The sequence below is a fragment of the Pedobacter terrae genome, from assembly GCF_036946585.1.
Taxonomy (GTDB): domain Bacteria; phylum Bacteroidota; class Bacteroidia; order Sphingobacteriales; family Sphingobacteriaceae; genus Pedobacter; species Pedobacter terrae_C.
Window position 1 is genome coordinate 38154 of record NZ_JAQIIV010000003.1, and the last position, 22417, is coordinate 60570.

17 protein-coding genes are annotated in these 22417 nt (G+C 38.3%); 5 read left to right on the top strand and 12 right to left on the bottom strand.

Annotation, left to right across the window (positions count from 1 at the left end; genetic code table 11):
- Positions 1 to 104: 104 nt before the first annotated feature.
- The 4 genes from guaA to PGN18_RS05230 form a co-directional block, all read right to left on the bottom strand.
- Positions 105 to 1634 carry a glutamine-hydrolyzing GMP synthase gene (gene guaA / locus PGN18_RS05215; RefSeq protein WP_335318327.1) on the bottom strand — a complete coding sequence of 510 codons (1530 nt, stop codon included), beginning with the start codon at positions 1632 to 1634 and terminating at the stop codon, positions 105 to 107.
- Between the two features lie 535 nt (positions 1635 to 2169).
- Entirely contained in the window at positions 2170 to 2397 is a 228-nt protein-coding gene (locus PGN18_RS05220) for a type II toxin-antitoxin system Phd/YefM family antitoxin (RefSeq protein WP_335318328.1), read from the bottom strand.
- A 113-nt stretch (positions 2398 to 2510) separates the two neighbouring features.
- On the bottom strand, positions 2511 to 2969 hold the full coding sequence (locus PGN18_RS05225; RefSeq protein ID WP_293786010.1) for a deoxycytidylate deaminase: 459 nt from the start codon (positions 2967 to 2969) through the stop codon (positions 2511 to 2513).
- A 64-nt stretch (positions 2970 to 3033) separates the two neighbouring features.
- Positions 3034 to 4470: an MFS transporter gene (locus tag PGN18_RS05230; RefSeq protein ID WP_335318331.1), complete on the bottom strand. Its 1437-nt coding sequence runs from the start codon at positions 4468 to 4470 to the stop codon at positions 3034 to 3036.
- Between the two features lie 143 nt (positions 4471 to 4613).
- Here PGN18_RS05230 and PGN18_RS05235 point away from each other — a divergent pair, with 143 nt between their 5' ends.
- Positions 4614 to 5240: a LysE family translocator gene (locus PGN18_RS05235; protein WP_335318332.1), complete on the top strand. Its 627-nt coding sequence runs from the start codon at positions 4614 to 4616 to the stop codon at positions 5238 to 5240.
- A 490-nt stretch (positions 5241 to 5730) separates the two neighbouring features.
- Here PGN18_RS05235 and PGN18_RS05240 read toward each other — a convergent pair whose 3' ends face one another.
- On the bottom strand, positions 5731 to 7632 hold the full coding sequence (locus PGN18_RS05240) for an amidophosphoribosyltransferase (protein WP_335318333.1): 1902 nt from the start codon (positions 7630 to 7632) through the stop codon (positions 5731 to 5733).
- 210 nt (positions 7633 to 7842) lie between these two features.
- Here PGN18_RS05240 and PGN18_RS05245 point away from each other — a divergent pair, with 210 nt between their 5' ends.
- From PGN18_RS05245 to PGN18_RS05260, 4 genes are read left to right on the top strand one after another with little or no spacing between them, the layout of a single operon-like run.
- On the top strand, positions 7843 to 10617 hold the full coding sequence (locus tag PGN18_RS05245) for a TonB-dependent receptor domain-containing protein (RefSeq protein ID WP_335318334.1): 2775 nt from the start codon (positions 7843 to 7845) through the stop codon (positions 10615 to 10617).
- An 11-nt stretch (positions 10618 to 10628) separates the two neighbouring features.
- Complete coding sequence (locus PGN18_RS05250; protein ID WP_335318335.1) at positions 10629 to 11954, top strand: DUF4876 domain-containing protein; 1326 nt, start codon at positions 10629 to 10631, stop codon at positions 11952 to 11954.
- A 48-nt stretch (positions 11955 to 12002) separates the two neighbouring features.
- Positions 12003 to 13568: a DUF6850 family outer membrane beta-barrel protein gene (locus PGN18_RS05255; RefSeq protein ID WP_335318336.1), complete on the top strand. Its 1566-nt coding sequence runs from the start codon at positions 12003 to 12005 to the stop codon at positions 13566 to 13568.
- A gap of 2 nt (positions 13569 to 13570) precedes the next feature.
- A complete protein-coding gene (locus PGN18_RS05260; RefSeq protein WP_335318337.1) occupies positions 13571 to 14710 on the top strand; it encodes a cytochrome-c peroxidase in 1140 nt (379 codons plus the stop codon).
- A gap of 152 nt (positions 14711 to 14862) precedes the next feature.
- Here the strand turns inward: PGN18_RS05260 and murI are convergent, their stop codons facing one another.
- The 7 genes from murI to PGN18_RS05295 all read right to left on the bottom strand — a co-directional run bounded on the left by murI (position 14863) and on the right by PGN18_RS05295 (position 22414).
- Positions 14863 to 15678, bottom strand: coding sequence for a glutamate racemase (gene murI, locus PGN18_RS05265; RefSeq protein ID WP_335318338.1), 816 nt, complete (start codon positions 15676 to 15678; stop codon positions 14863 to 14865).
- Between the two features lie 231 nt (positions 15679 to 15909).
- Complete coding sequence (locus PGN18_RS05270; protein ID WP_335318339.1) at positions 15910 to 16488, bottom strand: OmpH family outer membrane protein; 579 nt, start codon at positions 16486 to 16488, stop codon at positions 15910 to 15912.
- A gap of 63 nt (positions 16489 to 16551) precedes the next feature.
- Positions 16552 to 17082 carry an OmpH family outer membrane protein gene (locus tag PGN18_RS05275; RefSeq protein WP_335318340.1) on the bottom strand — a complete coding sequence of 177 codons (531 nt, stop codon included), beginning with the start codon at positions 17080 to 17082 and terminating at the stop codon, positions 16552 to 16554.
- 182 nt (positions 17083 to 17264) lie between these two features.
- Positions 17265 to 19808, bottom strand: a complete 2544-nt coding sequence (bamA, locus tag PGN18_RS05280) for an outer membrane protein assembly factor BamA (protein ID WP_335318341.1) — start codon at positions 19806 to 19808, stop codon at positions 17265 to 17267.
- Between the two features lie 149 nt (positions 19809 to 19957).
- Positions 19958 to 20698: an isoprenyl transferase gene (locus PGN18_RS05285; protein WP_335318342.1), complete on the bottom strand. Its 741-nt coding sequence runs from the start codon at positions 20696 to 20698 to the stop codon at positions 19958 to 19960.
- Between the two features lie 19 nt (positions 20699 to 20717).
- Positions 20718 to 21530 carry a type IX secretion system protein PorG gene (gene porG, locus PGN18_RS05290; RefSeq protein ID WP_335318343.1) on the bottom strand — a complete coding sequence of 271 codons (813 nt, stop codon included), beginning with the start codon at positions 21528 to 21530 and terminating at the stop codon, positions 20718 to 20720.
- Positions 21531 to 21532: 2 nt separating this feature from the next.
- A complete protein-coding gene (locus PGN18_RS05295; RefSeq protein WP_335318344.1) occupies positions 21533 to 22414 on the bottom strand; it encodes an NAD kinase in 882 nt (293 codons plus the stop codon).
- Positions 22415 to 22417 lie beyond the last annotated feature (3 nt).

Consider the following 22417-nt stretch of genomic DNA (forward strand, 5'->3'; position numbering starts at 1 on the left):
TCCTTTTTAACAAAATATGCTAGCAAAGTTTATTCCACCTTGCTAGCATCACATTTTTTATAACGTTTGAACTGAAAATTTCAAACTGAAAACTCGCAACTGAACTATTCCCACTCAATAGTTGCAGGTGGTTTAGAACTGATATCGTATACCACCCTATTGATTCCCTTAACTCTATTGATAATTTCGTTTGAGATTTTAGCCAATACCGGATAAGGCAGGTGGCACCAATCTGCAGTCATGCCGTCAAGTGATTCTACCGCTCTCAAGGCAATTACGTTTTCGTAAGTACGCTCGTCTCCCATCACCCCTACTGATCTTACCGGTAAAAAGATGGCTCCAGCCTGCCATACTTTATCGTATAAACCTGCTTCTTTTAAATTATCGATATAAATTTTATCAGCATCCTGTAAAATAGCCACTTTTTCAGGAGTAACCTCTCCGATAATACGGATGCCTAAGCCTGGACCTGGAAAAGGGTGACGGCCTAAAATAAAGGATTCTAAACCTAATGTCGTACCTACTCTTCTTACTTCATCCTTGAACAAAGTTTTAAGCGGCTCCACCACTTTAAGTTTCATAAAATCGGGCAAACCACCAACATTATGGTGCGACTTAATGGTAGCTGACGGGCCTTTTACTGATACTGATTCGATGATATCCGGGTAAATAGTACCTTGAGCCAGCCATTTCACATCCTGAATAAGGTGAGATTCTTCATCAAAAACTTCGATAAATACACGACCAATAATCTTACGCTTCGTTTCAGGATCTTCTACGCCTGCTAACTGACCTAAAAATTTATCTTTCGCATCAACGCCCTTAATATTTAAGCCAAAATCTTTATACTGCTCCAAAACACTTTCATATTCATTCTTGCGCAATAAACCGTTATCCACGAATATGCAGTGTAGATTGGTACCAATAGCTTTATGTAAAAGTACCGCAGCAACGCTGCTATCCACGCCGCCTGAAAGCGCCAGAACCACTTTATCATTACCCACAGTAGCTTTAATATCGGCTATAGTTGTTTCAACAAAAGCAGCCGAAGTCCAGTCCTGGCTACATCCGCAGATATCAACCAGGAAATTTTCTAAGAGAACTTTTCCATCAATACTGTGCGTTACTTCAGGGTGAAACTGGATGGCATAAGTATCTGAATCTTTGATGTGATAGGCGGCAACCCTCACGCTGTCGGTACTCGCTATCAGCTCAAAATTTTCAGGAATATCGGTAATGGTATCGCCGTGGCTCATCCAAACCTGCGAACCAATGTTGATTCCTTTAAACAATTTGTTTTCCTGATTTACAAAATTTAAGTTAGCACGTCCGTACTCACGCGTTGAGGAAGGCTGAACGCTACCGCCTGAATGTTGGGCAATGTATTGCGCGCCATAACAAACGGCCAGCAAAGGATATTTTAAATGGTATTTTGATAAATCAATTTGAGGAGCATCTTCCTGGCGAACAGAATACGGACTGCCAGAAAAGATAACACCTTTTACATCAGGCGTAACCTCCGGCAGATTGTTGTATGGATATATTTCACAGTAAATATTTAGTTCGCGAACCCTACGGGCGATGAGTTGTGTAAATTGCGAACCAAAATCGACGATAATGATTTTTTCTTGCATCCGCAAAGGTACCAATTAGATATGAGATTTGAGACGGAAGATTGGAGATTTTTTAGTGGAAAAAAGGCGGAAGTCGGAAGTCGAAGTAGGTTTTCAATTTGTGGTCTGCAATTACTAATAACCTGGTAGTAAATGAACAATAATTACCAACAACCTTTAATCCTGCTGATCGGTATTTATTAATATCTTCTTCTTTACTGATTAAAGTTATATCTTTTTTAATAGCTTGCCATATTAACATCTTATCAAAAGGATCTCTATGCCAGTTTGCTTTTAAATGATGATAATTGACCATATCATCAGACAAAAGGGGTAAAGTTCATAACCAGCCTCGATTGCGAGTTTAGGCAAAGCCTCTGGTATAATTCTGAAAATATCTAGCTTATTTATTGAATGTTTTAAAGATATTTCCAAAAACTTATGGCACTCACTAAAATTGTATTTTTCTTATCCTTTTAAATTTCTATACAGGTATTTGAAAGCTTAGATGAATACATTAGTGACCAAACTAGTACATGAGTATCTAAAAGGTTGATCATAAACCTGAGAATTCTTCTTCAGTGATCTTGAAATCATCTTTAAATATTATTTCAGCTTTTCCATCAAGCATACCTATTTTACGCTCTTTACTACTTTCTTCCAAATCGGGAACGAAATAACCGATAACTTCTTTCTTTCTACCATAAGTTACAGCAATGCCAATACCCAACTTAACATCTTCAAGTACTTCAGAAAAGTGAGCTTTAAATTCTCCAACAGACATTGTTTCATAACTAAATCTTTTATTACCAAAATATAAACAAAACTGGTCAAGTTGTCAAGATCAAATAGTTTAAGATTTACAAGTGCTATCAAATAAAGACTACCAATGAACCGCTAAGATTCCATCAAAATTACCTCTACCCCAAACTTTCTTAAAAAATCAACCCCTTCATCACTTGGTAAACCTTTGTACGCTGCATAAGATTTAGAATAATATACCAGTTTGATCCCTGATGATAAAATCAGGCGGGCACAGGCAATACAAGGTGACAGCGTGGTATATAGCGTACATCCTTCTATTTTTGATCCATTTTTTGAAGCATATAAAATGGCATTTTCTTCTGCATGCAGTGCTAAAGAGCAACTCCCCTTGCTATCCCGGGCACAACCATGCTCCGGCCATTCTTCATCGCAATTATGTGTACCCGCAGGCGGGCCATTGTAACCGATCGAAATAATGCGGGTGTCTTTTGTTAAAACGGCACCGACATGCGCACGTACACAATGTGAACGAGCAGCTAAATCGGTAGCCAGGTTCATAAATATCGAATCGAAACTTGGTTTATCTGTCATGTGCTAAAATAAAAAAGCCACAAAGATTGAATTCTTTGTGGCTGCTAAAATACTGGAATAAAAATTAATGTCCGCCAGAAATTTTCTGGTCGAAGTTAATTCCCTGTGACCTCAATATAGAAGCTACCCTCCAAGCATAAAATGCCAGATAAGCAAAACAGATAATGCCTACTATATAACTGTATTGGATGCCGGTGAATTCAGATACCAAACCTTGCAACCAGCTGATAATACCTCCACCCATAATCATCATAATTAAAAAGCTACTGCCCTGACTGGTGTGTTTGCCTAAACCGCTAACAGCTAAAGTAAAAATACATGGCCATAAAGTACTGCAGAACAAACCAACACTGGTAATAGCATATACACTTGTCATGCCGGTAGTAAACATACCGATTAACAACGCGGTAATACCAATAGCGGAGAAAATCAATAACATTCTCGCTGGGTTACCTTTACTGGCCATATCTGCTAAAATTAGCACTAAAATAATAGCTGCATAAATGTAAAAAGGAGCAAGATCATGTTTTGCAATTGCATTTACCACCAGGAAAATACCAAAGGCTAAATAGGGTGCAATAAAGCGCAATACCTTTTGTGTACTCACCTTATCAGTAAAAGCTTCAACAGCTCCCGTCCAACGACCGATCATCATACTTGCCCAGTATAATGAAATATAGGGTGCAATATCTTTGATTTCAAAACCTAAATCCTTTTCCATGTAGGCCGGTAAGTTACTCGCTGTCGAAACCTCAACACCTACATAAACGAAAATGGCAATCATACCTAAAACCAATTGCGGGTAGTTTAATGCCGATCCCTTAATCGATTTAGTATCATCTGCCGAAGCTTCTACCAAAGCAGGTCGATCAGGCAGTGATGACATTTTTAAGAAAATTGCAACCGCTATAAAAGCTACCCCTAAAATTAAATAAGGAATTTTAACGCTTTCTACACTGATGTTGGTGTTTGCATTTGCTGCCGAACCAAAAATGGCAAAACTCACAATAAGCGGTCCGATGGTTGTGCCAAAGTTGTTGATACCACCTGCAAGTGTCAAACGCTGAGAACCTGTTTTAATCGGTCCTAATGCAATGGCCAGCGGATTGGCAACAGTTTGTTGCAATGAGAAACCCAAAGCTACAATAAACAAACCTGAAAGCATTAAAGGGAACGAATGTAAATTGGCTGCCGGATAAAAAAGTAATGTTCCAGCTGCAGAAATAACTAGACCGAGTGCTAATGAATTTTTATAACCGAGTTTATTTACAATATCTTTACCTATAATAACTGAAATAAGGTTATAAATTAATGCTCCAACCGTATATGCAATGTAAAATGCCAGTGAAACCAATTGACTTTCGGCCTGCGATAAATCAAATGCCTTTTTAAATACTGGAATGAGAATGTCATTACTGGCGGCCACAAAGCCCCAAAAGAAGAATACAGTGACCAGTGGAATAAACTGCGCCCACTTGGTTTGCGTTTGTTCTGAATTCATATTATAAATCTAGTTTTAGTGGGGCTAAACTTAAATAAAAAAAACTAATAACCAGTATTTTTTATGCAACCTATGCAACAAAAATAAATGTTACATGTTTAGGTATAAAATTGCATATTCGCATATCATAAACAATACAATGCATGTTTGAAGCCATATTACTAGGTATAGGAGCAGGGATTATTTCATCGTTTTTAACAGGGCCGGTATTTTTTGCAATGATTAAAACCAGCATAGAAAGAGGTTTTAAAGCTGGTTTCTCTTTAGCCGTTGGCGTAATAATAAGTGATATTATTCTGATTGGCCTGGTTCTTTTTGGAAGCCAGTTTGTTAGTTATAAAGCAGAATTTGATAAATACGTGGGCAGTATTGGCGGCCTATTTCTGCTTGCGGTAGGTATCTATTACCTCGTTTCTAAAATTACTGTGCATTATGATAGCACCACGCTTCAAAAAGTGAGCAAAAGAAGTTATGTGCTCAAAGGCTTTTTAATGTGCATCCTCACCCCTTCTACCCTCATGTTCTGGATTATTGTGAGTGGGATTATCTCTGTTAAGCTGAATAATATGCTTAACGAAAAACTGGTCTGCTTTTTTATTGCAATGGCCACCCAGCTTAGTATTGATGGCGCTAAAAGTTTTTACTCCAGCAAGCTCCGTTATAAAATAAAAGAAGATGCACTTAAAAAGCTGAATAAAATTGCCGGCGTAGTGATTATCTTTTTTGCCTTCTGGCTCATTATTAAAACTTACCTGAAGTTTTACGCATAAAACCCAATACCGCATACTATCCTGCCTTAGTTTAATCATATTCTTTTCTGAAAAGCAATGCCAGTAATCCTATTAAGCATTCGTACTGCCAATGCTGCAAGTCCTCAGCAAATGAAAAATTTGCCTTCGGGCTTTACGCGAATGTTAGGTCTCGGCAGGAAAATGCAGTAAGATAAACGGAATCCAACCTCACAATTGTTCTAAATATGCTTTGTGCCTTAGCTATAAAAATCTCATGGAATATCCATTTCGACTAGAGTTTAACGGAAGCAAGAATTCTAAAGAGGCAGATTTCTCCATTTCGCAGCACGCGAAAAGCCCGCTGGCTTCAGTCGAAATGACGCCCGAATTGGATTCTGTTATTGATAGCATCGCTCAACGCTCCCCCTTCTCTGCACAAAATCGGTGCACTCAGTGGTAAAAAACAAAAATAGCCCATATCATCGATATGAGCTATTCGTTATTTAAATCCTTTTCAGGAACACAGCCTTTAATAAGCCCTCTGGTTATTTCCTTCTTTCCAGTTCACAAAAGCTTTGTTAACTACCTTATTACCACCTGGCGTTGGATAATTTCCAGAGAAATACCAATCACCTTTATTTTTCGGACAAGCTTCGTGCAAGTTCTCTAAACTTTGGTAAATTACTTCAACTTCAGCTACCGTACCTTTTGGTGTAATAATCTGGGCAATTTTAGCGGAAATTTCTTCTGGTGTAAAAGGCTTATAGATATCTTTTACATGGTTTACAATTTCCTCCTTAGGCAACAACAATGAAGCTTTACATTTGGTATAAACATCCTCAATTACCTGCCACATGCCGCGCTCGGTTAACAATTGAATAGCTGCATCAAAAGCCACAAACTGCCCCATGCGGCTCATATCTATACCGTAACAATCAGGATAACGGATTTGAGGAGCAGAAGAAACAATAATAATCTTCTTAGGATGTAATCGGTCTACAATTTTAATGATGCTCTGCTTTAAGGTAGTACCGCGTACAATCGAGTCATCTAATGCGACCAAAGTATCCTGGTGATTATTGATAATACCATAAGTAGTATCATAAACGTGTGCTACCATTTCACTACGGTCTGCATCCTGCGTAATAAAGGTACGTAGTTTTACATCTTTAACGGCAAGTTTCTCCACCCTTGGCGCCATAGATAGTAATTCGTCCAGCTGCTCGTCGTTTAGTTGTTCCTTTTTATGCAAAAGCGTTTCTTTCTGATGCCTGCGCACATATTGCTGAACACCATCAACCATTCCGAAAAACGCCACTTCTGCTGTATTCGGAATGAAAGAGAATACGGTATTTTTTAAATCGTAATTAACGGCCTGAAGAATTTTATCACTCAATAAACGGCCCAGCTGTTTACGTTCGCGGTAGATTTCCACGTCGCTTCCTTTCGAGAAATAGATGCGCTCGAATGAGCAAGATAACCTTTCAGTTGGCTCGCGGAACTGCTCCATGCTTACCTCGCCGTTTTTCTTGATAATTAAAGCATGACCTGGATCGATCTCTTTCACATCTTTGAAAGGGATATTAAACGCGGTTTGTAAAGCTGGTCTTTCTGAAGCCGCCACCACAATCTCATCATCATAATAATAATATGCCGGACGGATGCCTGCTGGATCGCGCATAATAAACGAATCGCCATTACCTACCATACCACAGATCGAATAACCACCATCCCAGGTTTTGGCCGAGCGGCGAAGGATATTGGCAATATCCAAATTATCAGATATTTTATGGGTTATGGCTACGTTATCGTGTCCTTCTTTTTTGTACTGATCAAAAAGCTCCTGGTTTTCGTCATCCAAAAAGTGACCAATTTTTTCTAATACCGTTACCGTATCCGCTTTTTCTTTGGGATGTTGTCCTAATTCGTACAATTGCTCCAATAACTCATCAACATTGGTCATGTTAAAATTACCGGCAATGACCAGGTTACGGGTCATCCAGTTATTCTGCCTTAAAAACGGATGGCAATTTTCGATGCTGTTTTTACCATGGGTACCATAACGCAAATGGCCCAATAAAACTTCGCCAATAAAGCTGACATTGTTTTTGAGCCATTCTGTATCCTGCATTAATTCAGGGGTATTCTCCTGGATATCAACAAATTTATTCTGCACATATTCGAAGATATCGGCCACTGCATTAGAAGCCATGCTCCGGTATCGGCTAATGTACCTGCTGCCAGGTTTCATATCCAGCTTAATGGTTGCAATACCTGCGCCATCCTGGCCGCGGTTATGCTGTTTTTCCATTAAAAGGTATAATTTGTTAAGGCCGTAAAGTGCTGTACCGTACTTTTGCTGGTAGTAAGAAAGTGGTTTTAACAGGCGAATGAAAGCGATTCCGCATTCGTGTTTTATCTGATCACTCATTGTGTGGATTTGAAGCCGCAAAGTTATCTTTTTAACTCATTACAACCTAAATAAAAATGCTTTCTTTTATTTTGATGAGTTTAGACTGACAGATGCATTGGGGTTTCATTATTTAGCACAACTCGTATTATTAATTAGAATCTTTCTAAATAATTTGCATAGCAAGTGTATATTTCACACTTTTGCAGTATTATTAAGATTTAGTCTAAATTGAAAAAACTATACATATCCTTATTACTCTGCTTTATCTGTCTTGCTGTGCAAGCGCAAATCGGAAACTTGGTAACCGGAAAAGTGGTCGATATAAACAACAGGCCTATCTCCTCTGCAAATATCAAAATCGTCCAAACCAATCAATATGGAACTTCTGCCGAGGATGGGTCCTTTAAATTTAGCCTAAATAATTTATCCAATACGAGCTTAACATTGGAATTTTCTTTTATCAGTTATCAGCGCTTAAAAAGAGAAATCAAAATTTCAGGTGGTGATGTTAATTTGGGCAATATTGTTTTAAAAGAATTGAATTTAGGTTTAGAAACCATTGACATTAACGCAAAACGCAATTATGATGGGCAGTCAAACTCTTCTTTAATCATCTCCAGAGATATTATTGAACAAACCCCGGCTTTAAGTCTAAGCGATTTACTGAACCAGATACCGAATAGAAAAATTGTAGCGCCATCTCTTCAGCGCGTGCAAACCATAAACCTTCGGTCTACGTTCGAACCCACCACCAACCAAAGGGGCGAATTTGAAATGAGCAATGCTTTTGGTGTAGCCATAATTGTTGATGGAAATGCTATTAGCAACAATATGAATATGCAGAGTTATAACCCAGGTATGCTTGGTGCTGGCAATTCACTGTTATCATCAGAACGTTATGGGCTAAATGGTTCAACAGGAACTGCTTATTCAGGTGATTACGCTTTTGGAGGAACCGACTTAAGGCAGATTCCTGTTGATAATATTGAAAGTATCGAGGTAATTTCGGGTGTGGCACCTGCCAAATATGGAGATTTAAGTGACGGGGCTGTTATTGTAGAAAGGCAGGCAGGAAAAGCACCAGGCTATCTTCGTATGCAACTCCGGAATGACGCTACTTCTTACGGTTATTCTCAGGGATTTAAAATTTCCCAAAAAGCAGGCGCAGTAAATGTTGGACTAAACTATGTAAATTCTTTTGCTGATAACCGTGATAAGCTTAAAGCCTATAAAAGAATCAATACCAATTTAATGTATTCGAACACTTTTGGCAAGGAAGCCAGGTTAAAAAATACCTTGAGCCTTGATTATGGTAAAAATCTGGATGGCGTAAAAAGCGACCCGGATGATATTAAAAAATCCATGATGAGGTTTGACAGCTGGACTTTTAGCGTAAGCAACAGAAGTTCCTATCGACTAAATGATAATTTTCTGAAAAACATTTCACTTAACTTACGCTATTCAGAAGGACATCAGGTAACATACAAGGAAGAATTTAAAAACGAACCTTATGTCATTATCTCCGATGCAACTTCAACAGGCATATTCGAAGGTGCTTACGTACGAGGAATTTATACTGCCCAAACCCTGATTGATGGCAGGCCTGTTAATGCTTCTGTAAAACTGGATTTAAATGCCGATTTCAAAACAGGGGGCGTTACTCATTTTTTAAATTTCGGTTTGGCTTACGATTATGGAGCCAATAAGGGTATGGGACAGGTACTCGATCCCTACAGGCCAAGATTCGGCACAGCAATTACCACAACCTCCTTAACACCATCTCGTTCTGAACGATATTATGATTTTAACCTGGCGGTACCACAAAACAATATTGGCTTGTACGCTGAAGATATGTTTAAAATCCCAGTTTTTAAACGAGAATTGAATGTAAGAGCGGGCTTGAGATACGATATTCAAAACGCCTTGCCTTCATTTTCGCCGAGGGTTAATTTAAATTACGCCTTCAATAAGTCGGTCAAGCTTGGTTTAGCTTATGGACTTTCATTTAAATCTCCGGCATTGGCGCAACGTTTTCCGGGGCCAACATATTATGAAATCCCCCTGGTTAACTCTTATAATAACAGCAGCGCATTAGAAAGCACATACCTGGTATACGTAAACCGCTATGATCATCATTCAGAAAATCTGAAATCAGCATACAGCCAAACCATTGAATTAAGCTCACAGGTTAAAATTAAAGATTTCAATATTTCACTCAGCTTGTTTAGTAAACTGTCGAGAAATGGAATTGGCACCATTGCAACCCCGCAAATTGTAACACTACCTACATACAATGTAGTTCCACAACCAGGGCAGAAACCATTAATTACAGAAAATGGAACTAAAAATTATTACTTTACGTACCATAGATTCGACAATGACCTAAGCTCTGACAACCTTGGCCTTGAACTGATCTTAAATACACCACAAATTAGAGCTATCGCCACTTCTTTTAACGTCAGTGGAGGGATTTTCAGAACCAATTACCAAACCAACAGCGCAAGATTGGGTAACACACCCGATCAAAATATCACACGCGATGACTATGCAAAAATTGGATTTTATGAACCACTTAAAAGAATTTCTTATTTAAGTAATGGCCGAATCAGTTCTGCAACACATATTCCAAAGATCAGTCTTGTGATCAGTTTTATTGCAGATTTCTCGATTGCTCAAAAATCAATCGAATCTCAAAATTCCGGTATCCCATTTGCCTACATCACTAATAATGGCAGGTATGTAACCATTACCAATTTTGACGCTTCAAACCCAGATTACGGACAGTTATTTAAGCCATTGTCGGAAATTAATAAGGATAATGTGCCTAAAATTATCCCTAATTTTCATTTATCCCTATCAAAGGACATCAAGAAAAGGCTGAAATTTTCTTTCAACGTATTTAATGTTTTCAATTATCAGCCTTATTACATCAGTTCATCCGGCGTATATAATTATCCCAATTCAGCTCCCTCATTTGGCGCAGAAATATCCTTAAAACTCTAATTTTTAAAGTCATGAAAAAGCACCTTTACCTGTTCCTAATCCTATGTGCCTTTACAGCATGTAAAAAAAACAACTCAACCGAAATTGAACCTGTTGATTTAAATATTAAAATTAATTATTACCTGGCAACCAGTGGTTATACACTACCGCTTGATATTGCTAAACTTAAAATTACCAATATTGAGACAAAAACTGTGCAGGAATTTACTGCCAATGATAAAGGTGTTATTCTGATTTCTAAGTTAGCACCGGGATTTTACGACATCGATGCTACTTCTAACTTTAGCGCGGCCGAGTATTCGACTATCACAGGAACGGTTACGGAAAAAGCAGTTACATTCAATGCTTCGGTAAAAAATAAACAGATTACTGTTGGTTTCTCTGAAACCATCAATTTAAACTTAATTGCAGGCAGTATTGGCGACTGGGTGATCAAACAGATTTATTTTGCAGGATCAGATCGTGTTAATGGGGCGCTTTACAGAGATCAATTTATCGAGTTTTACAACAATAGCGATAAAACACTTTATGCTGATAGTTTATACTTCGCCGAAACCACAGGATTAATCACTAAGAGCACATCTGGATTATACCATTTGTCGAACCGCGGACAATTAGATTGGAGTAAATCACAAAATATGCCAACTGATATTGATGCCAATAATGACTTTGTATACGCACGTGCATTTTTTATGATCCCAGGGAACGGAAAGCAGTATCCTGTTGCACCGGGCAAAAGTATTGTAGTTGCCCAAACCGCAGTTAACCATAAAAGTCCGTTTACAGGAGTGGATGGAAAAGCAATTACAGTAATAAACCCAGGTTTGACTGTCGATTTAAGCACAGCCGATTTTGAAGCTTATTATGCGCCATTTTTAAGTAAACCCTTAGCTTCTGACATTGATAATGCCAATGTCCCAAATCTTGAAGTGATATCTTACTTTGGCACAGATATGATATTGGATAATCCGGGAAGATACGGATACGTATTAGTAAAAGTGAATGGTACACAAAAACCGAAAGACTGGCCACAGTACAACTATCCTACAAAAGCTACGCCATCATCATCAGCGGGCAAATACTATCAAATACCAACAAAATGGATTGTAGATGCAGTAGAAGTACAGCCAAATGAAGCAACTGATCGCATACCGAAAAAATTTGGTGCCACACTTGATGCCGGATTCACTTTCGTGCCACTTGGTTCTTATACTTCACAATCTGTAATCAGAAAAACTGAAAAAACGGTGAACGGAAGGATCATCCTAAAAGATACTAATAACAGTACTGAAGATTTCGATTACTTCAACATTGCCAATCCGAGAGGATTTAAATAAAAAATTAATCGCTGGTTGGATTCATCCGACCGGCTTTTTACACCTTCCATGAATAGAAAAATTCTGAAATATTTGTTTTTGCTGACACTCCCATCGTCTGCCCTGGCTCAAGAAATAGTTACTGACAAAGAGTTTCAGCAGTCATTGGCTACCAACCAATTTTATGCAGATTCGGGAAGACAGGAAACTTTTAAGTTCGCTAAATTGAGCAGTTATTACCTCAGCTCGATGATGCCAGAAAGGTTTAGCAAAATCAGTCTAGCCTACAGTTTTGATAAAGGGACCTATATTCTTTCACAAGGAGCGACAAAAATTAATGCTGGTAAGTTATCAACCGAAGGTACGGTTAAACTTGGCACGATTAAATTATTTGGGAGTTTCTCTTATGCTAAAACCTTTGAGGATAGTACGCGTTTTTCACATCAAACCAGAAACAATACTTCTTCGCCATATTATTTTGGTTCTCCGGCTTATGTTCATTATGAAAGAAGTGTTTACAGTTTTCAGGCTATGGCCAATAAGAATTTCCTTGATGAAAAATTAAATCTGAGTATTGGAACTGATTATAAGGTAGGCGATCATTTCTCAACAAACGATCCTAGGGGTTCTGTAGGTGAGTACCAGTTTAATTTAAACGCATCATTAGGTTATAAATTGTCAACCTTTCTTAAATTTGGGCTTGGTTATCGGCACGGTTACGGTCAGGAAAAGATCACTGTTGGTTATAAAAATCCCCGGTACTATGAAAGCTCAAGCTTTCCAATGTATTATAATCACCTGGTAAATGGCTATGGAGAAACTAAACCAATCTTAAACGATAGAAGATATAATGACAACCAACAACGCAATGGTTTAGATCTATATTTTGATATAGATGCCGGCAACTTTGGTAGCTTTTATTTATTCGGAAATTATATGGAAGAAAATCAGCGCTATTTTTTTGCTAATGGTTCTGGCTTTATGGATTATTCAAAATACAACCTCAAAACTTCCAAAATAAACTTACTTTGGAATAAAAGGCTTATCAATGGAGCTATTGGTGCGCGGGTGAAATATCAATCAGTTGATGGTGCTGATTATAATATCGATTTTGGTGCCAACAACTATAAGTATTTGTCCAGCAACCTCGGGGCAAAAGTGTTTTTAACTACTCAATCCACTAAACGTATATTTAACCACTTTGTAAAAGCAGATTATCTTGAGGAAGAAAGAATTGATGGAATCAGGGCAAATGATGTTTACTTTAACCGTGTTCTACTGATGGCTGGCTCAAGTAAAAGATGGATCAAAGAAAACAGCCGTTATCTCGGCATTGGCTTTTTTGCAAACTATCAGTTTTCACTCAGTGATAAACTTACGGTAGAACCTGGCAATGAAGCTTATTTCACCAGATACGTGATTTATCACGACTATTTGTTTAATACTTCATCTGCTGCAGGAGGCGGAATAACAGTTGAGTATGGACTTCCACTATTTAAAATGATGCTGTCTAATATTAAAATAAATGCCATTTATATACAAAAGCTCGACCAAAAAAGCTTAAACAGGTCGACTGTTACAACTCCCGGCAAAGACCGCTTTTCGTCTAACATTAGCCTAAACCTGTATTTTTAACCATGAATAAAATTTTCGTCATCCTTGCCTTATTCCTTAGCGGGCTGATCTTGTTTTCTTTTCAATCGGCCAATTTTAACGATGACGATGAATTGAGTATTGATAGTTTACGCAAAGTTTATTCAAAGCCTACCAGCCAGTGGCCAAAACCTACGGTAGATGCGGGCGCTGTGTTCCAAGAACTGGGTGAACTCCCACCTTCTCCTGTTGATTTAAAAAATGATTCGGTTAAAAAGGTGGTGGAACTGGGTAAGATTTTATTTTTCGATCCACGTTTATCGGGCTCTAACCAGATTTCTTGTTCGAGCTGCCATGCGCCAGATCTACACTGGACAGATGGTCGCCAGGTTTCAATCGGCCATGATCATTTGGCCAATGTCCGCAATGCCCCATCCTTAGAAAATGTTTGGTTCTACAAACGACTGTTCTGGGATGGCCGGGCCAACAGTCTCGAAGAACAAGCTGGTAGTCCGGTTGCAGCACATAACGAGATGCACCAGGATATGGAAACCTTACCTAAAAAACTGCGTAAAATCAAAGGCTATCAACCCTACTTTACTGCTGCATTTGGGTCAAAAGAAATCACCAATAAAAGGATTTTTGAAAGTTTAGCTACTTTTCAACGCAGTATTATAAGCCGCCGAACGCCTTTCGACCGTTTTTTAGGGAAAGATAAAAAGGCGTTAAACGATCAGCAACTGGTGGGCTTACACCTCTTCCGAACCAAAGCCCGCTGCATCAACTGCCATAATGGTCCGTTTTTTACAGATAACGAATTTCATAATGATGGTTTAACTTATTATGGCCGTAAATACGAGGATTTAGGCCTGTATAATGTAACTAAAAAACCAGAAGATGTGGGCAAATTTAAAACGCCTGGTTTAAGAAATGTAATGAAAACCGCGCCTTGGTTTCACAATGGCCTATTTCCGAATATGGACGGTGTGATGAACATGTACAATATAGGCATGCCCGTGCAAAGGGTGAAACCAGAACAGGTAAACGATCCGCTTTTGCCTAAAAACGATAAATTGTTAAAAGGTTTAAAGCTGAGCAAAGCCGAGAAAGATGCTGTTGTTGCATTTTTAGATGCTTTGTCATCGCCAACAGTATTGGTGAGAGTAGAGCAGTTACCGCAGTAGTTAGTTGGCAGTTTTAAGTCGACGGTTGGCGGTTCAGAGCTGAAAATTATTAAATGTTTAAAAAAGTTGATCGGGCAATCGTAAAATAGGTCGGTCATTTGTTCATACAAACAAACGACTAATGACCAAAAAACAAATGACAATAAACTACCTTACATCTTGCCTGATTTCAGCGCTTCGCCGAAAAAGATAGAAGCATGCTCATCGAACGCAGCCGGATCACCGCTGGTATAAAAAGATCGTTCACTTTGTTTGCCTAGCTTTTGTTCAATTTCAGGATGCCTTCTTAGATAATCGACCAAACTGTTGGCCACAATATCACCTTGAGCCAGGATGTTGATGTAGTCGGGAAATATGGTTTTTAATTTAGGCATTAACAAAGGGTAATGCGTACAGGCAAGCAATACGCAGTCTATATCAGCTGACTGGTTGAGTAACTGATTGCAATATTCCTGTATAAAAAAATCTGCTCCTGGCTCTACATGCTCATTATTTTCAATTAATGGTACCCACATTGGGCAACTTTGCTGGTACACTTGTATATCAGGAAAGAATTTATTGATTTCCAGGAAGTAGGATTTAGAATTGACTGTTCCCCTTGTACCCATCACCCCTACTTGTTTGGTAGTTGTATACTGATCTATTACTTCGGCTGTAGGCCTGATTACACCAAGTACACGCCTATCTGGATACTTAGCAGGTAAATCGCGTTGTTGAATGGTTCTAAGTGCCTTGGCTGAAGCCGTATTGCAGGCCAAAATCACCAAACGGCAACCTTTGGCGAAGAGCCATTCTACACATTCTAAAGTATATTTGTAAATGGTATCGAAAGCATGATCACCATAAGGTGAACGGGCATTATCACCTAAATAAACATAATTATAATTGGGTAACTGATCGGCAATGGAGCGGAATACCGTTAAACCTCCGTAACCTGAATCGAAAATACCTATTGGCGATGCCCGCATTATTGAAAATTAAATGTTAAAACGTTATAAAGTTCGTGGAAAATTGGATCTTATAAAGATAGCTCAAATGTTTGAAGGTTGAAATGTTATATTTCAGGATGCGAAAACATTCCAACATTTCAACCTTCAAACTCTACATCGTTAAACCTATAGTAAACAAAAAGCGGAACTAAGTTAAACTTAATTCCGCTTTGTCTTTTAGACTAAAGACTCCCGACTTCGGACTCTAGACTATTTTTTAGGTGCAGCTGGTTTTGCAGCAGTAGCCGAAATGCCTAATTTAGTTTTAACTGCAGCGGTAATATCATCACCACCATCCCAGAATACTAAATTGTTGCCACCTTGACCGTTTGCGATATCGAAAACGTAAGCCAAGCCTTTTTCTTTAGCGATAGCAGAAATTGCAGATGCAACTTTAGCCTGGATAGGCTGGAACAATTCACCTTGTTTGGTACCTATATCTTGTGATGCTTTAGTACGTGCATCAGTAATGCGTTTTTCTAAGTCCTGTAATTCCTGACCAGCAGCTTGTAATTCTTTACCCACTGTTTCTTTGTTCGCTTCACTCAACGTTTTTTGTTTAGCCTCTGCAGCTGACATTTTAGTCTGATATTCTTTGATCATAGCATCAATATCGGCTTGCTTTTGTTTACCTAGAGTTTCTAAGGTAGTTTGAGCTGTTTTAGCTTCAGGTAAATTTGCAAAAACCTCTTCAGAATTAATGTGACCTAATTTTTGTTGCGCACTCGCCATATTCGCTGTAAACAATAACCCCGCTGCTACAAAGAATACGTTAATTAACTTTCTCATCGTTTTATTTTACTTTTTTATTTTTTTCTGTTTGTTTTCCTTCAAAAATCAGGGGCGAATATACTAATTATTTACTGTCCCTGGTTTATAACCTAATTTTACAATTACATCATTGCTCACATCGTAACTGCTACTGGCATAGATCATCATTGTAGCTTCACTGCTCTTGTCGAAAATAAAGTCTAAATATTTAGATTTTGCAATCTGTTTAATGGCTTCGGCTACTTTATCCTGGATAGGTTTGATTAGTTTCACCCTGCTTTGAAAAAGATCTCCATCAGGTCCAAACTTAGATCGCTGAAATTCTTTAGCTTGTTTTTCTTTTTCTATAATCTCGTTTTCACGACGTTTACGCATATCATCAGTTAGTAAAACCTGATCGGCCTGGTAAGCCTTATACATCCTGTCAATTTCAGAAAAATTCTGATCCACCTGCTGCTGCCATTGTTTCGAAGCCACATTTAGCTGATTAAGTGCCGATTTATATTCAGGCAAATGTTTCAATATGTACTCGCTGTCTACGTAAGCAAACTTTTGCGCGAAAGCACCAAAAGAAGTGCAAAGCAGGAATGCGATAAAAAGATACTTTTTCATCCTTTTATAATTGTTTTAAAGGCGATGAAGCGATCATGATTTTATCTTGCTTATTTCCAAGTAGGCAAAATCTGATGGTTTCATTCGTGTGTGTTAACGATATAATTAATAACCTAAGCTTTCTTTAAACTCTTATTGCAATGATTTATTGCATAATTAGTTAATTTTTTGTTCATTATCAATTAAAATCCCCCTAATTGTTGTGCGATACTGAAAGTAAAGTTTTGTTTACCGCCATCTTGAACGCCAGGAATCCTGTCAAATGCGTGTCCGTAATCGATACCCAATAAACCAAATATAGGTAAGAAAATTCTAGCACCAACACCAACTGATCTTCTTACGTTGAAAGGATTAAAATCACCAAATCTATTCCAGGTATTACCTGCTTCAGCAAAGGCTAATACGAAGGCTGTTGCCTGCTGACTAGCAATTACCGGATAGCGGGCTTCTAATACATATTTCGTATAAATAGGGCTACCAGATTGTTGCGCAATTCTTGGATCAGAACCATTCGGTATAACGGCATTGTTTGCATAACCACGCATGGCAATTAGTTCAGAGCCCTGCAAGAAATCGAATCCCTGCATACCATCACCACCCAGTTTAAAACGTTCGAATGCAGATTGGCCAACAGCTTTATTATACTGACCTAAGAAACCAAATTGTGCCTGGGCCTTAACTACAAGATTACCAACAACCCTTTGATACCATTGCGAATCAAATTTCCATTTATGGTATTCTGTAAAACGATATTTCTCTCTGTCAGATGCCGTAGCATAGTTTGTTTTATTTAACAATGAAAATGGTGGTGTAGCCTGAACCGTGAAACGTAAAAAAGATCCTGATTTAGGGAAGATTGGCGAATCCCTTGAATCGCGGCTGATCTCTTGTGATAAACTCAAGTTATAAGAAGTACCTGTATTAAACAAATATCCTGAATAGTTATTCAAAATATACTGCTGCAAACTTACCGCATGCGACAACTGGAAGTAATTATCCGGCCAGTTTAACCTTCTTCCCAAACTCACGGTTACCCCATTTAAACGGATTTTTTGAAAGGAAGCATCTCCATTACTTAAACCATTCGATTGTAATGAAGTAAATGCACTCACCCCAAAGCTTACCGGTTTCTCGCCACCAAACCAAGGTTGAGAGAACGAGAAGCTATATGATTGGTAATACTTACCGTTGGTTTGCCCGCGTAAGCTTAATTTCTGTCCATCGCCTTTTGGTAAGGGTTTATATGCTTTTAAATTAAATAAGTTACGTAACGAGAAGTTATTAAAAGTTAAACCTAATGTACCGATGATCCGACCACCACCAAAACCACCAGATAATTCGATCTGATCTGAAGGTTTTTCTTCAACCGCATATTCAATATCAACCGTACCATCAGCCGGATTAGGGCGAGGTGTAGGCACAGTTTTAGACTCATCGAAGTTACCTAATTGACCAATTTCGCGAATGGTACGGATTAAATCACTTTTATTAAACTTCTGTCCGGGTTTAGTGCGGATTTCACGTAAAACAACCTTATCATTTGTTATCGTATTACCTTTTAAAGTGATGCGGTTGTTGGTATACTGCGGTCCTTCATACATACGTAATTCTACATCAACCGTGTCTCCATAGATTCGGGTCTGTACCGGATCGATATTAAACGTTAGGTATCCGTTATCAGTATACATACTGTTAATGTCCCCGCCGTTTTCGCCACCACCATTTAATTTTTTATTTAATCTTTCTTCACTAAAAACATCGCCTTTTTCAATGGTTAATACTTTGTTCAAAATACTATCCGGATAAATGGCATTACCTGCCCAGGTAATATTACCAAAATAATATTTTTTGCCTTCGTAAAGGTCCATTCTGATGTTAACTTTCTTATCGTTATATTGGTAAATGGTATCTTTCAACAATTCTGCATCACGATAACCCTTCTCATGCATTTTAGAAACCATTTTTATTTTGTTCTCTTCATACTTCTCTTTTGAGAATTTTCCAGAGCCCCAAAAACGCCACCAGGCAAACTGTTTAGGGTTTTTAAGAAATTTTCTAAGTTTTGCTGATTTGAAATCCTTGTTTCCCGTAAAATCGATGTGTTGTACTTTAACACGGTGCCCTTTATCAATATAGGCTTCCAGAACTACACTATTTTCTGCATTTGGATCTTTGCGCGTTTTGTAATCAATTTTGGTAAAGAAAAAGCCTTTATCCAATAAATACTTTTTAACGATTGCTGAAGTGGTATTGTAAAGGTTATCGTTTACGATTTTACCCGTTTTATCATTTAATTTTTCCTGAATGGCCGTTTTTTCAGATTTACGTACACCTTTTAAATCGATGGAGCTTAAACGTGGACGCTCCACTACTTCAATTTCAAAATAAACAGAATCCTGAACAAATTTTTCGACATTAAGTTTGATATCATCAAATAAACCCTGCGCCCACAATGTTTTAATCGCATCAGAAGTGGCCTCACCAGGAAGAACAATTTTATCACCTTTGTTTAATTTAGACAAGGTGATTAATACTTCTTTATCTAAATACTGGGTTCCTGTTACCTTTGTACCTCCAATAATATATTCTTTTGGACTAACATAATCGAGATCTAAGCCACCAACCTTTAAAGAAGGGGTTACCGGAGCCTGACCTTGAGGACGTATTTGAGCGAAGGCCGGAACGGCTAAAATGAGTAGGATTAAAACCTGAAATATTCTTTTCATTAAAATTATTTGTTCAGTAATGACCAAAAGGAAACGTTGTTTTATAAAGCAGATTTTCTTTATGTTGTTCCCTTACTATGGTTTCATTTATCGTATAAAAGTGGTGCTAAGTTAGTTTAAACGCTTGTTAAAAAGTGTTAAAAGAAAAATTAGTTCAACTGTTCACTAATTTTTCCAAATCTGCGTTCGCGTTTTTGATAGTCTACAATAGCCTCGAAAAGATTTTCGCGTCTGAAATCCGGCCATAAAACATCAGTAAAATAAAACTCGGTGTAAGCCATTTGCCAAAGCAAATAATTGCTGATCCGGTGTTCACCACTGGTCCTGATCATGAGTTCAGGATCGGGTATATTTACGGTTGTAAGTTTAGATGCAAACAGGTTTTCATCAATATCATCCAAAGAAATCTCATTATCCTTTACAGCTGATGCAATTTTTTTTGCGGCTTCCAGAATTTCCCATTTTGCACTATAACTTAGTGCCAGTGTTAAAGTGCACTTTTCGTTATGGGCTGTTTTCTCCATGGCTTCTTTTAAATCATCAATACACTCCTGGGGCAAAGAGGCAATGTTGCCTATGGCATTCAGCTTAACGTTATTTTTATTAAGTGTTTCGGTTTCTCGGTTGATGGTTGAAATCAGAATCTGCATCAAAGCATCTACCTCCTCTTTGGGCCTGTTCCAGTTTTCGGTAGAGAAAGCGTATAAAGTAAGGTATTGGATACCAACTTCCACACAACCTTCTACAATATCTTTTACAGAAAGTACACCATGCTCATGTCCGAAAACCCGCACTTTGCCCTGGCCTTTAGCCCATCTTCCATTACCATCCATGATCACGGCAATGTGCTTTGGCAGGCGACTATAGTCTATTTGTTCTTTAAATCCCATTAATTATGTCAAAATCAGCTTAAAAGGAATAGCATTTTGAGGATACAAAGGTAAAAGATATGCCAATACTAACAAATAGATATGTGTCCCTTTTTCGAAAATCGCCTCTTTGGGTACCGGGCACCCCAATCTGGTTAGCTGAAGGATCGGATAAATTCACCCATTTATCTCCACTTCTAACAAAAGCGGGATTAGTTGGATACCGGCCGCTTACATCATCAATATAGTCAGTAAAAGGTGTTCTATACCCCAATTCGGTAAAAACGCTCCAGGTATCTTTATAATTATACCTTAGCCCAAGGCCATACGGTATAGTTAACACCGCATTATTATATCCATTTTCCTGACCTTCGGTGGCTAATAGGTCTAGCCTATGTTTTTCACCATAAACATTTACAGTCGGTTTAAAAATAAGAAACCCGAGCCCTGTGAAAAGGTAGGGCGTAAATTGACGGGTGCCGCCGCCAAGATTGAAATTAAAGAAATTAAAATCCACCAGTCCGCTAAACTCACTTAACGTTGTTTTAAAACGCAGGTTTCTTTGGCGGAACTGTTCATTACCGGAATCGGCGTCATCTGCCCTTATCTGTCCGTAGGTATAATTTAGGCGGATACCAACATATTGGTTAAAATTCCGTTTTATATACGCACCACCTGAAAAACCACTGATCTGCATCGGATTGTTCTGATTTAGATCGCCCATGTAACCTGATCCTCCAGCCATCATCCCAACTTCCCAGGAGGGCTCTCCTATCACTGTATGCTGTGCATGAACCAGCTGCGCATTCACGAAGAGAAAGAGAATAACAAAGAGCTGTTTGCTTGCGGCCATACTTAATAGTTACGGGTATCTATACCCCACAATAATTTATTCCTTAACGTGTTTAAGTAAGTTTCATTATTAAGGCGGATAAGATTTAAGCAAAAATCTGCCTTTTTTATACTAATTTTTACAGAACGTTCTACGGTAACCGTGCGGCTATCACACGAAACCAAAAACTTTGATTCTCTGGCTTCTACCTCAAAAGAGAGTGTATTGCCATCCGGTACCACTACCGGCCGTACATTTAAATTATGCGGTGCAATAGGTGTAATGACAAAGTTTTTCGAATCAGGGTAAATAATTGGTCCACCGCAACTTAAAGAGTAAGCTGTAGAACCTGTTGGGGTAGCAATAATTAATCCATCGGCCCAGTAAGAGTTGATGAACTCATTATTCATCGAGGCGTGGATAATCATCATCGCCGAATTATCGCGGCGGTGAATGGTAATATCATTTAATGCAAAATTCTCTTCACCAAATAAACCATTATCTGATTCTAATGCTAGAAGCGATCTGGAATCTAAGGTATATTCTTTATTAATCAACGCATGTAGCGCCGATCCGATTTCATTTTTATTGATACTGGCCAGAAAGCCCAGGCGGCCAAAGTTGATCCCGATTACAGGTATGCCTGAATTGCGGATCAAAGACAAAGTATCGAGTAAAGTGCCATCTCCGCCTAAGCTAAGCAACACATCGGCACGCTCTTTTAGTTCGGTATGGTTATGAAAAATAATGGTATTTGCAGGCAGTTTTATCTTGCCATGCAGGGATGTTTTAAATTTAGCATATAAAACAGGTTGAATACGATGTTCGGCTAAATGATTAAAAACCTCTTGTACGTAGGGCAAAACCGTGTCATTAAAATCTCTGCCGTAAATTGCAATCCTCATAAA

Bases quoted from the DNA above. Each gene is read 5' to 3' on its own strand.
- guaA (WP_335318327.1), bottom strand. From the start codon at position 1,634: ATGCAAGAAAAAATCATTATCGTCGATTTTGGTTCGCAATTTACACAA.
- PGN18_RS05220 (WP_335318328.1), bottom strand. From the start codon at position 2,397: ATGTCTGTTGGAGAATTTAAAGCTCACTTTTCTGAAGTACTTGAAGAT.
- PGN18_RS05225 (WP_293786010.1), bottom strand. From the start codon at position 2,969: ATGACAGATAAACCAAGTTTCGATTCGATATTTATGAACCTGGCTACC.
- PGN18_RS05230 (WP_335318331.1), bottom strand. From the start codon at position 4,470: ATGAATTCAGAACAAACGCAAACCAAGTGGGCGCAGTTTATTCCACTG.
- PGN18_RS05235 (WP_335318332.1), top strand. From the start codon at position 4,614: ATGTTTGAAGCCATATTACTAGGTATAGGAGCAGGGATTATTTCATCG.
- PGN18_RS05240 (WP_335318333.1), bottom strand. From the start codon at position 7,632: ATGAGTGATCAGATAAAACACGAATGCGGAATCGCTTTCATTCGCCTG.
- PGN18_RS05250 (WP_335318335.1), top strand. From the start codon at position 10,629: ATGAAAAAGCACCTTTACCTGTTCCTAATCCTATGTGCCTTTACAGCA.
- PGN18_RS05255 (WP_335318336.1), top strand. From the start codon at position 12,003: ATGAATAGAAAAATTCTGAAATATTTGTTTTTGCTGACACTCCCATCG.
- PGN18_RS05260 (WP_335318337.1), top strand. From the start codon at position 13,571: ATGAATAAAATTTTCGTCATCCTTGCCTTATTCCTTAGCGGGCTGATC.
- murI (WP_335318338.1), bottom strand. From the start codon at position 15,678: ATGCGGGCATCGCCAATAGGTATTTTCGATTCAGGTTACGGAGGTTTA.
- PGN18_RS05270 (WP_335318339.1), bottom strand. From the start codon at position 16,488: ATGAGAAAGTTAATTAACGTATTCTTTGTAGCAGCGGGGTTATTGTTT.
- PGN18_RS05275 (WP_335318340.1), bottom strand. From the start codon at position 17,082: ATGAAAAAGTATCTTTTTATCGCATTCCTGCTTTGCACTTCTTTTGGT.
- bamA (WP_335318341.1), bottom strand. From the start codon at position 19,808: ATGAAAAGAATATTTCAGGTTTTAATCCTACTCATTTTAGCCGTTCCG.
- PGN18_RS05285 (WP_335318342.1), bottom strand. From the start codon at position 20,698: ATGGGATTTAAAGAACAAATAGACTATAGTCGCCTGCCAAAGCACATT.
- porG (WP_335318343.1), bottom strand. From the start codon at position 21,530: ATGGCCGCAAGCAAACAGCTCTTTGTTATTCTCTTTCTCTTCGTGAAT.
- PGN18_RS05295 (WP_335318344.1), bottom strand. From the start codon at position 22,414: ATGAGGATTGCAATTTACGGCAGAGATTTTAATGACACGGTTTTGCCC.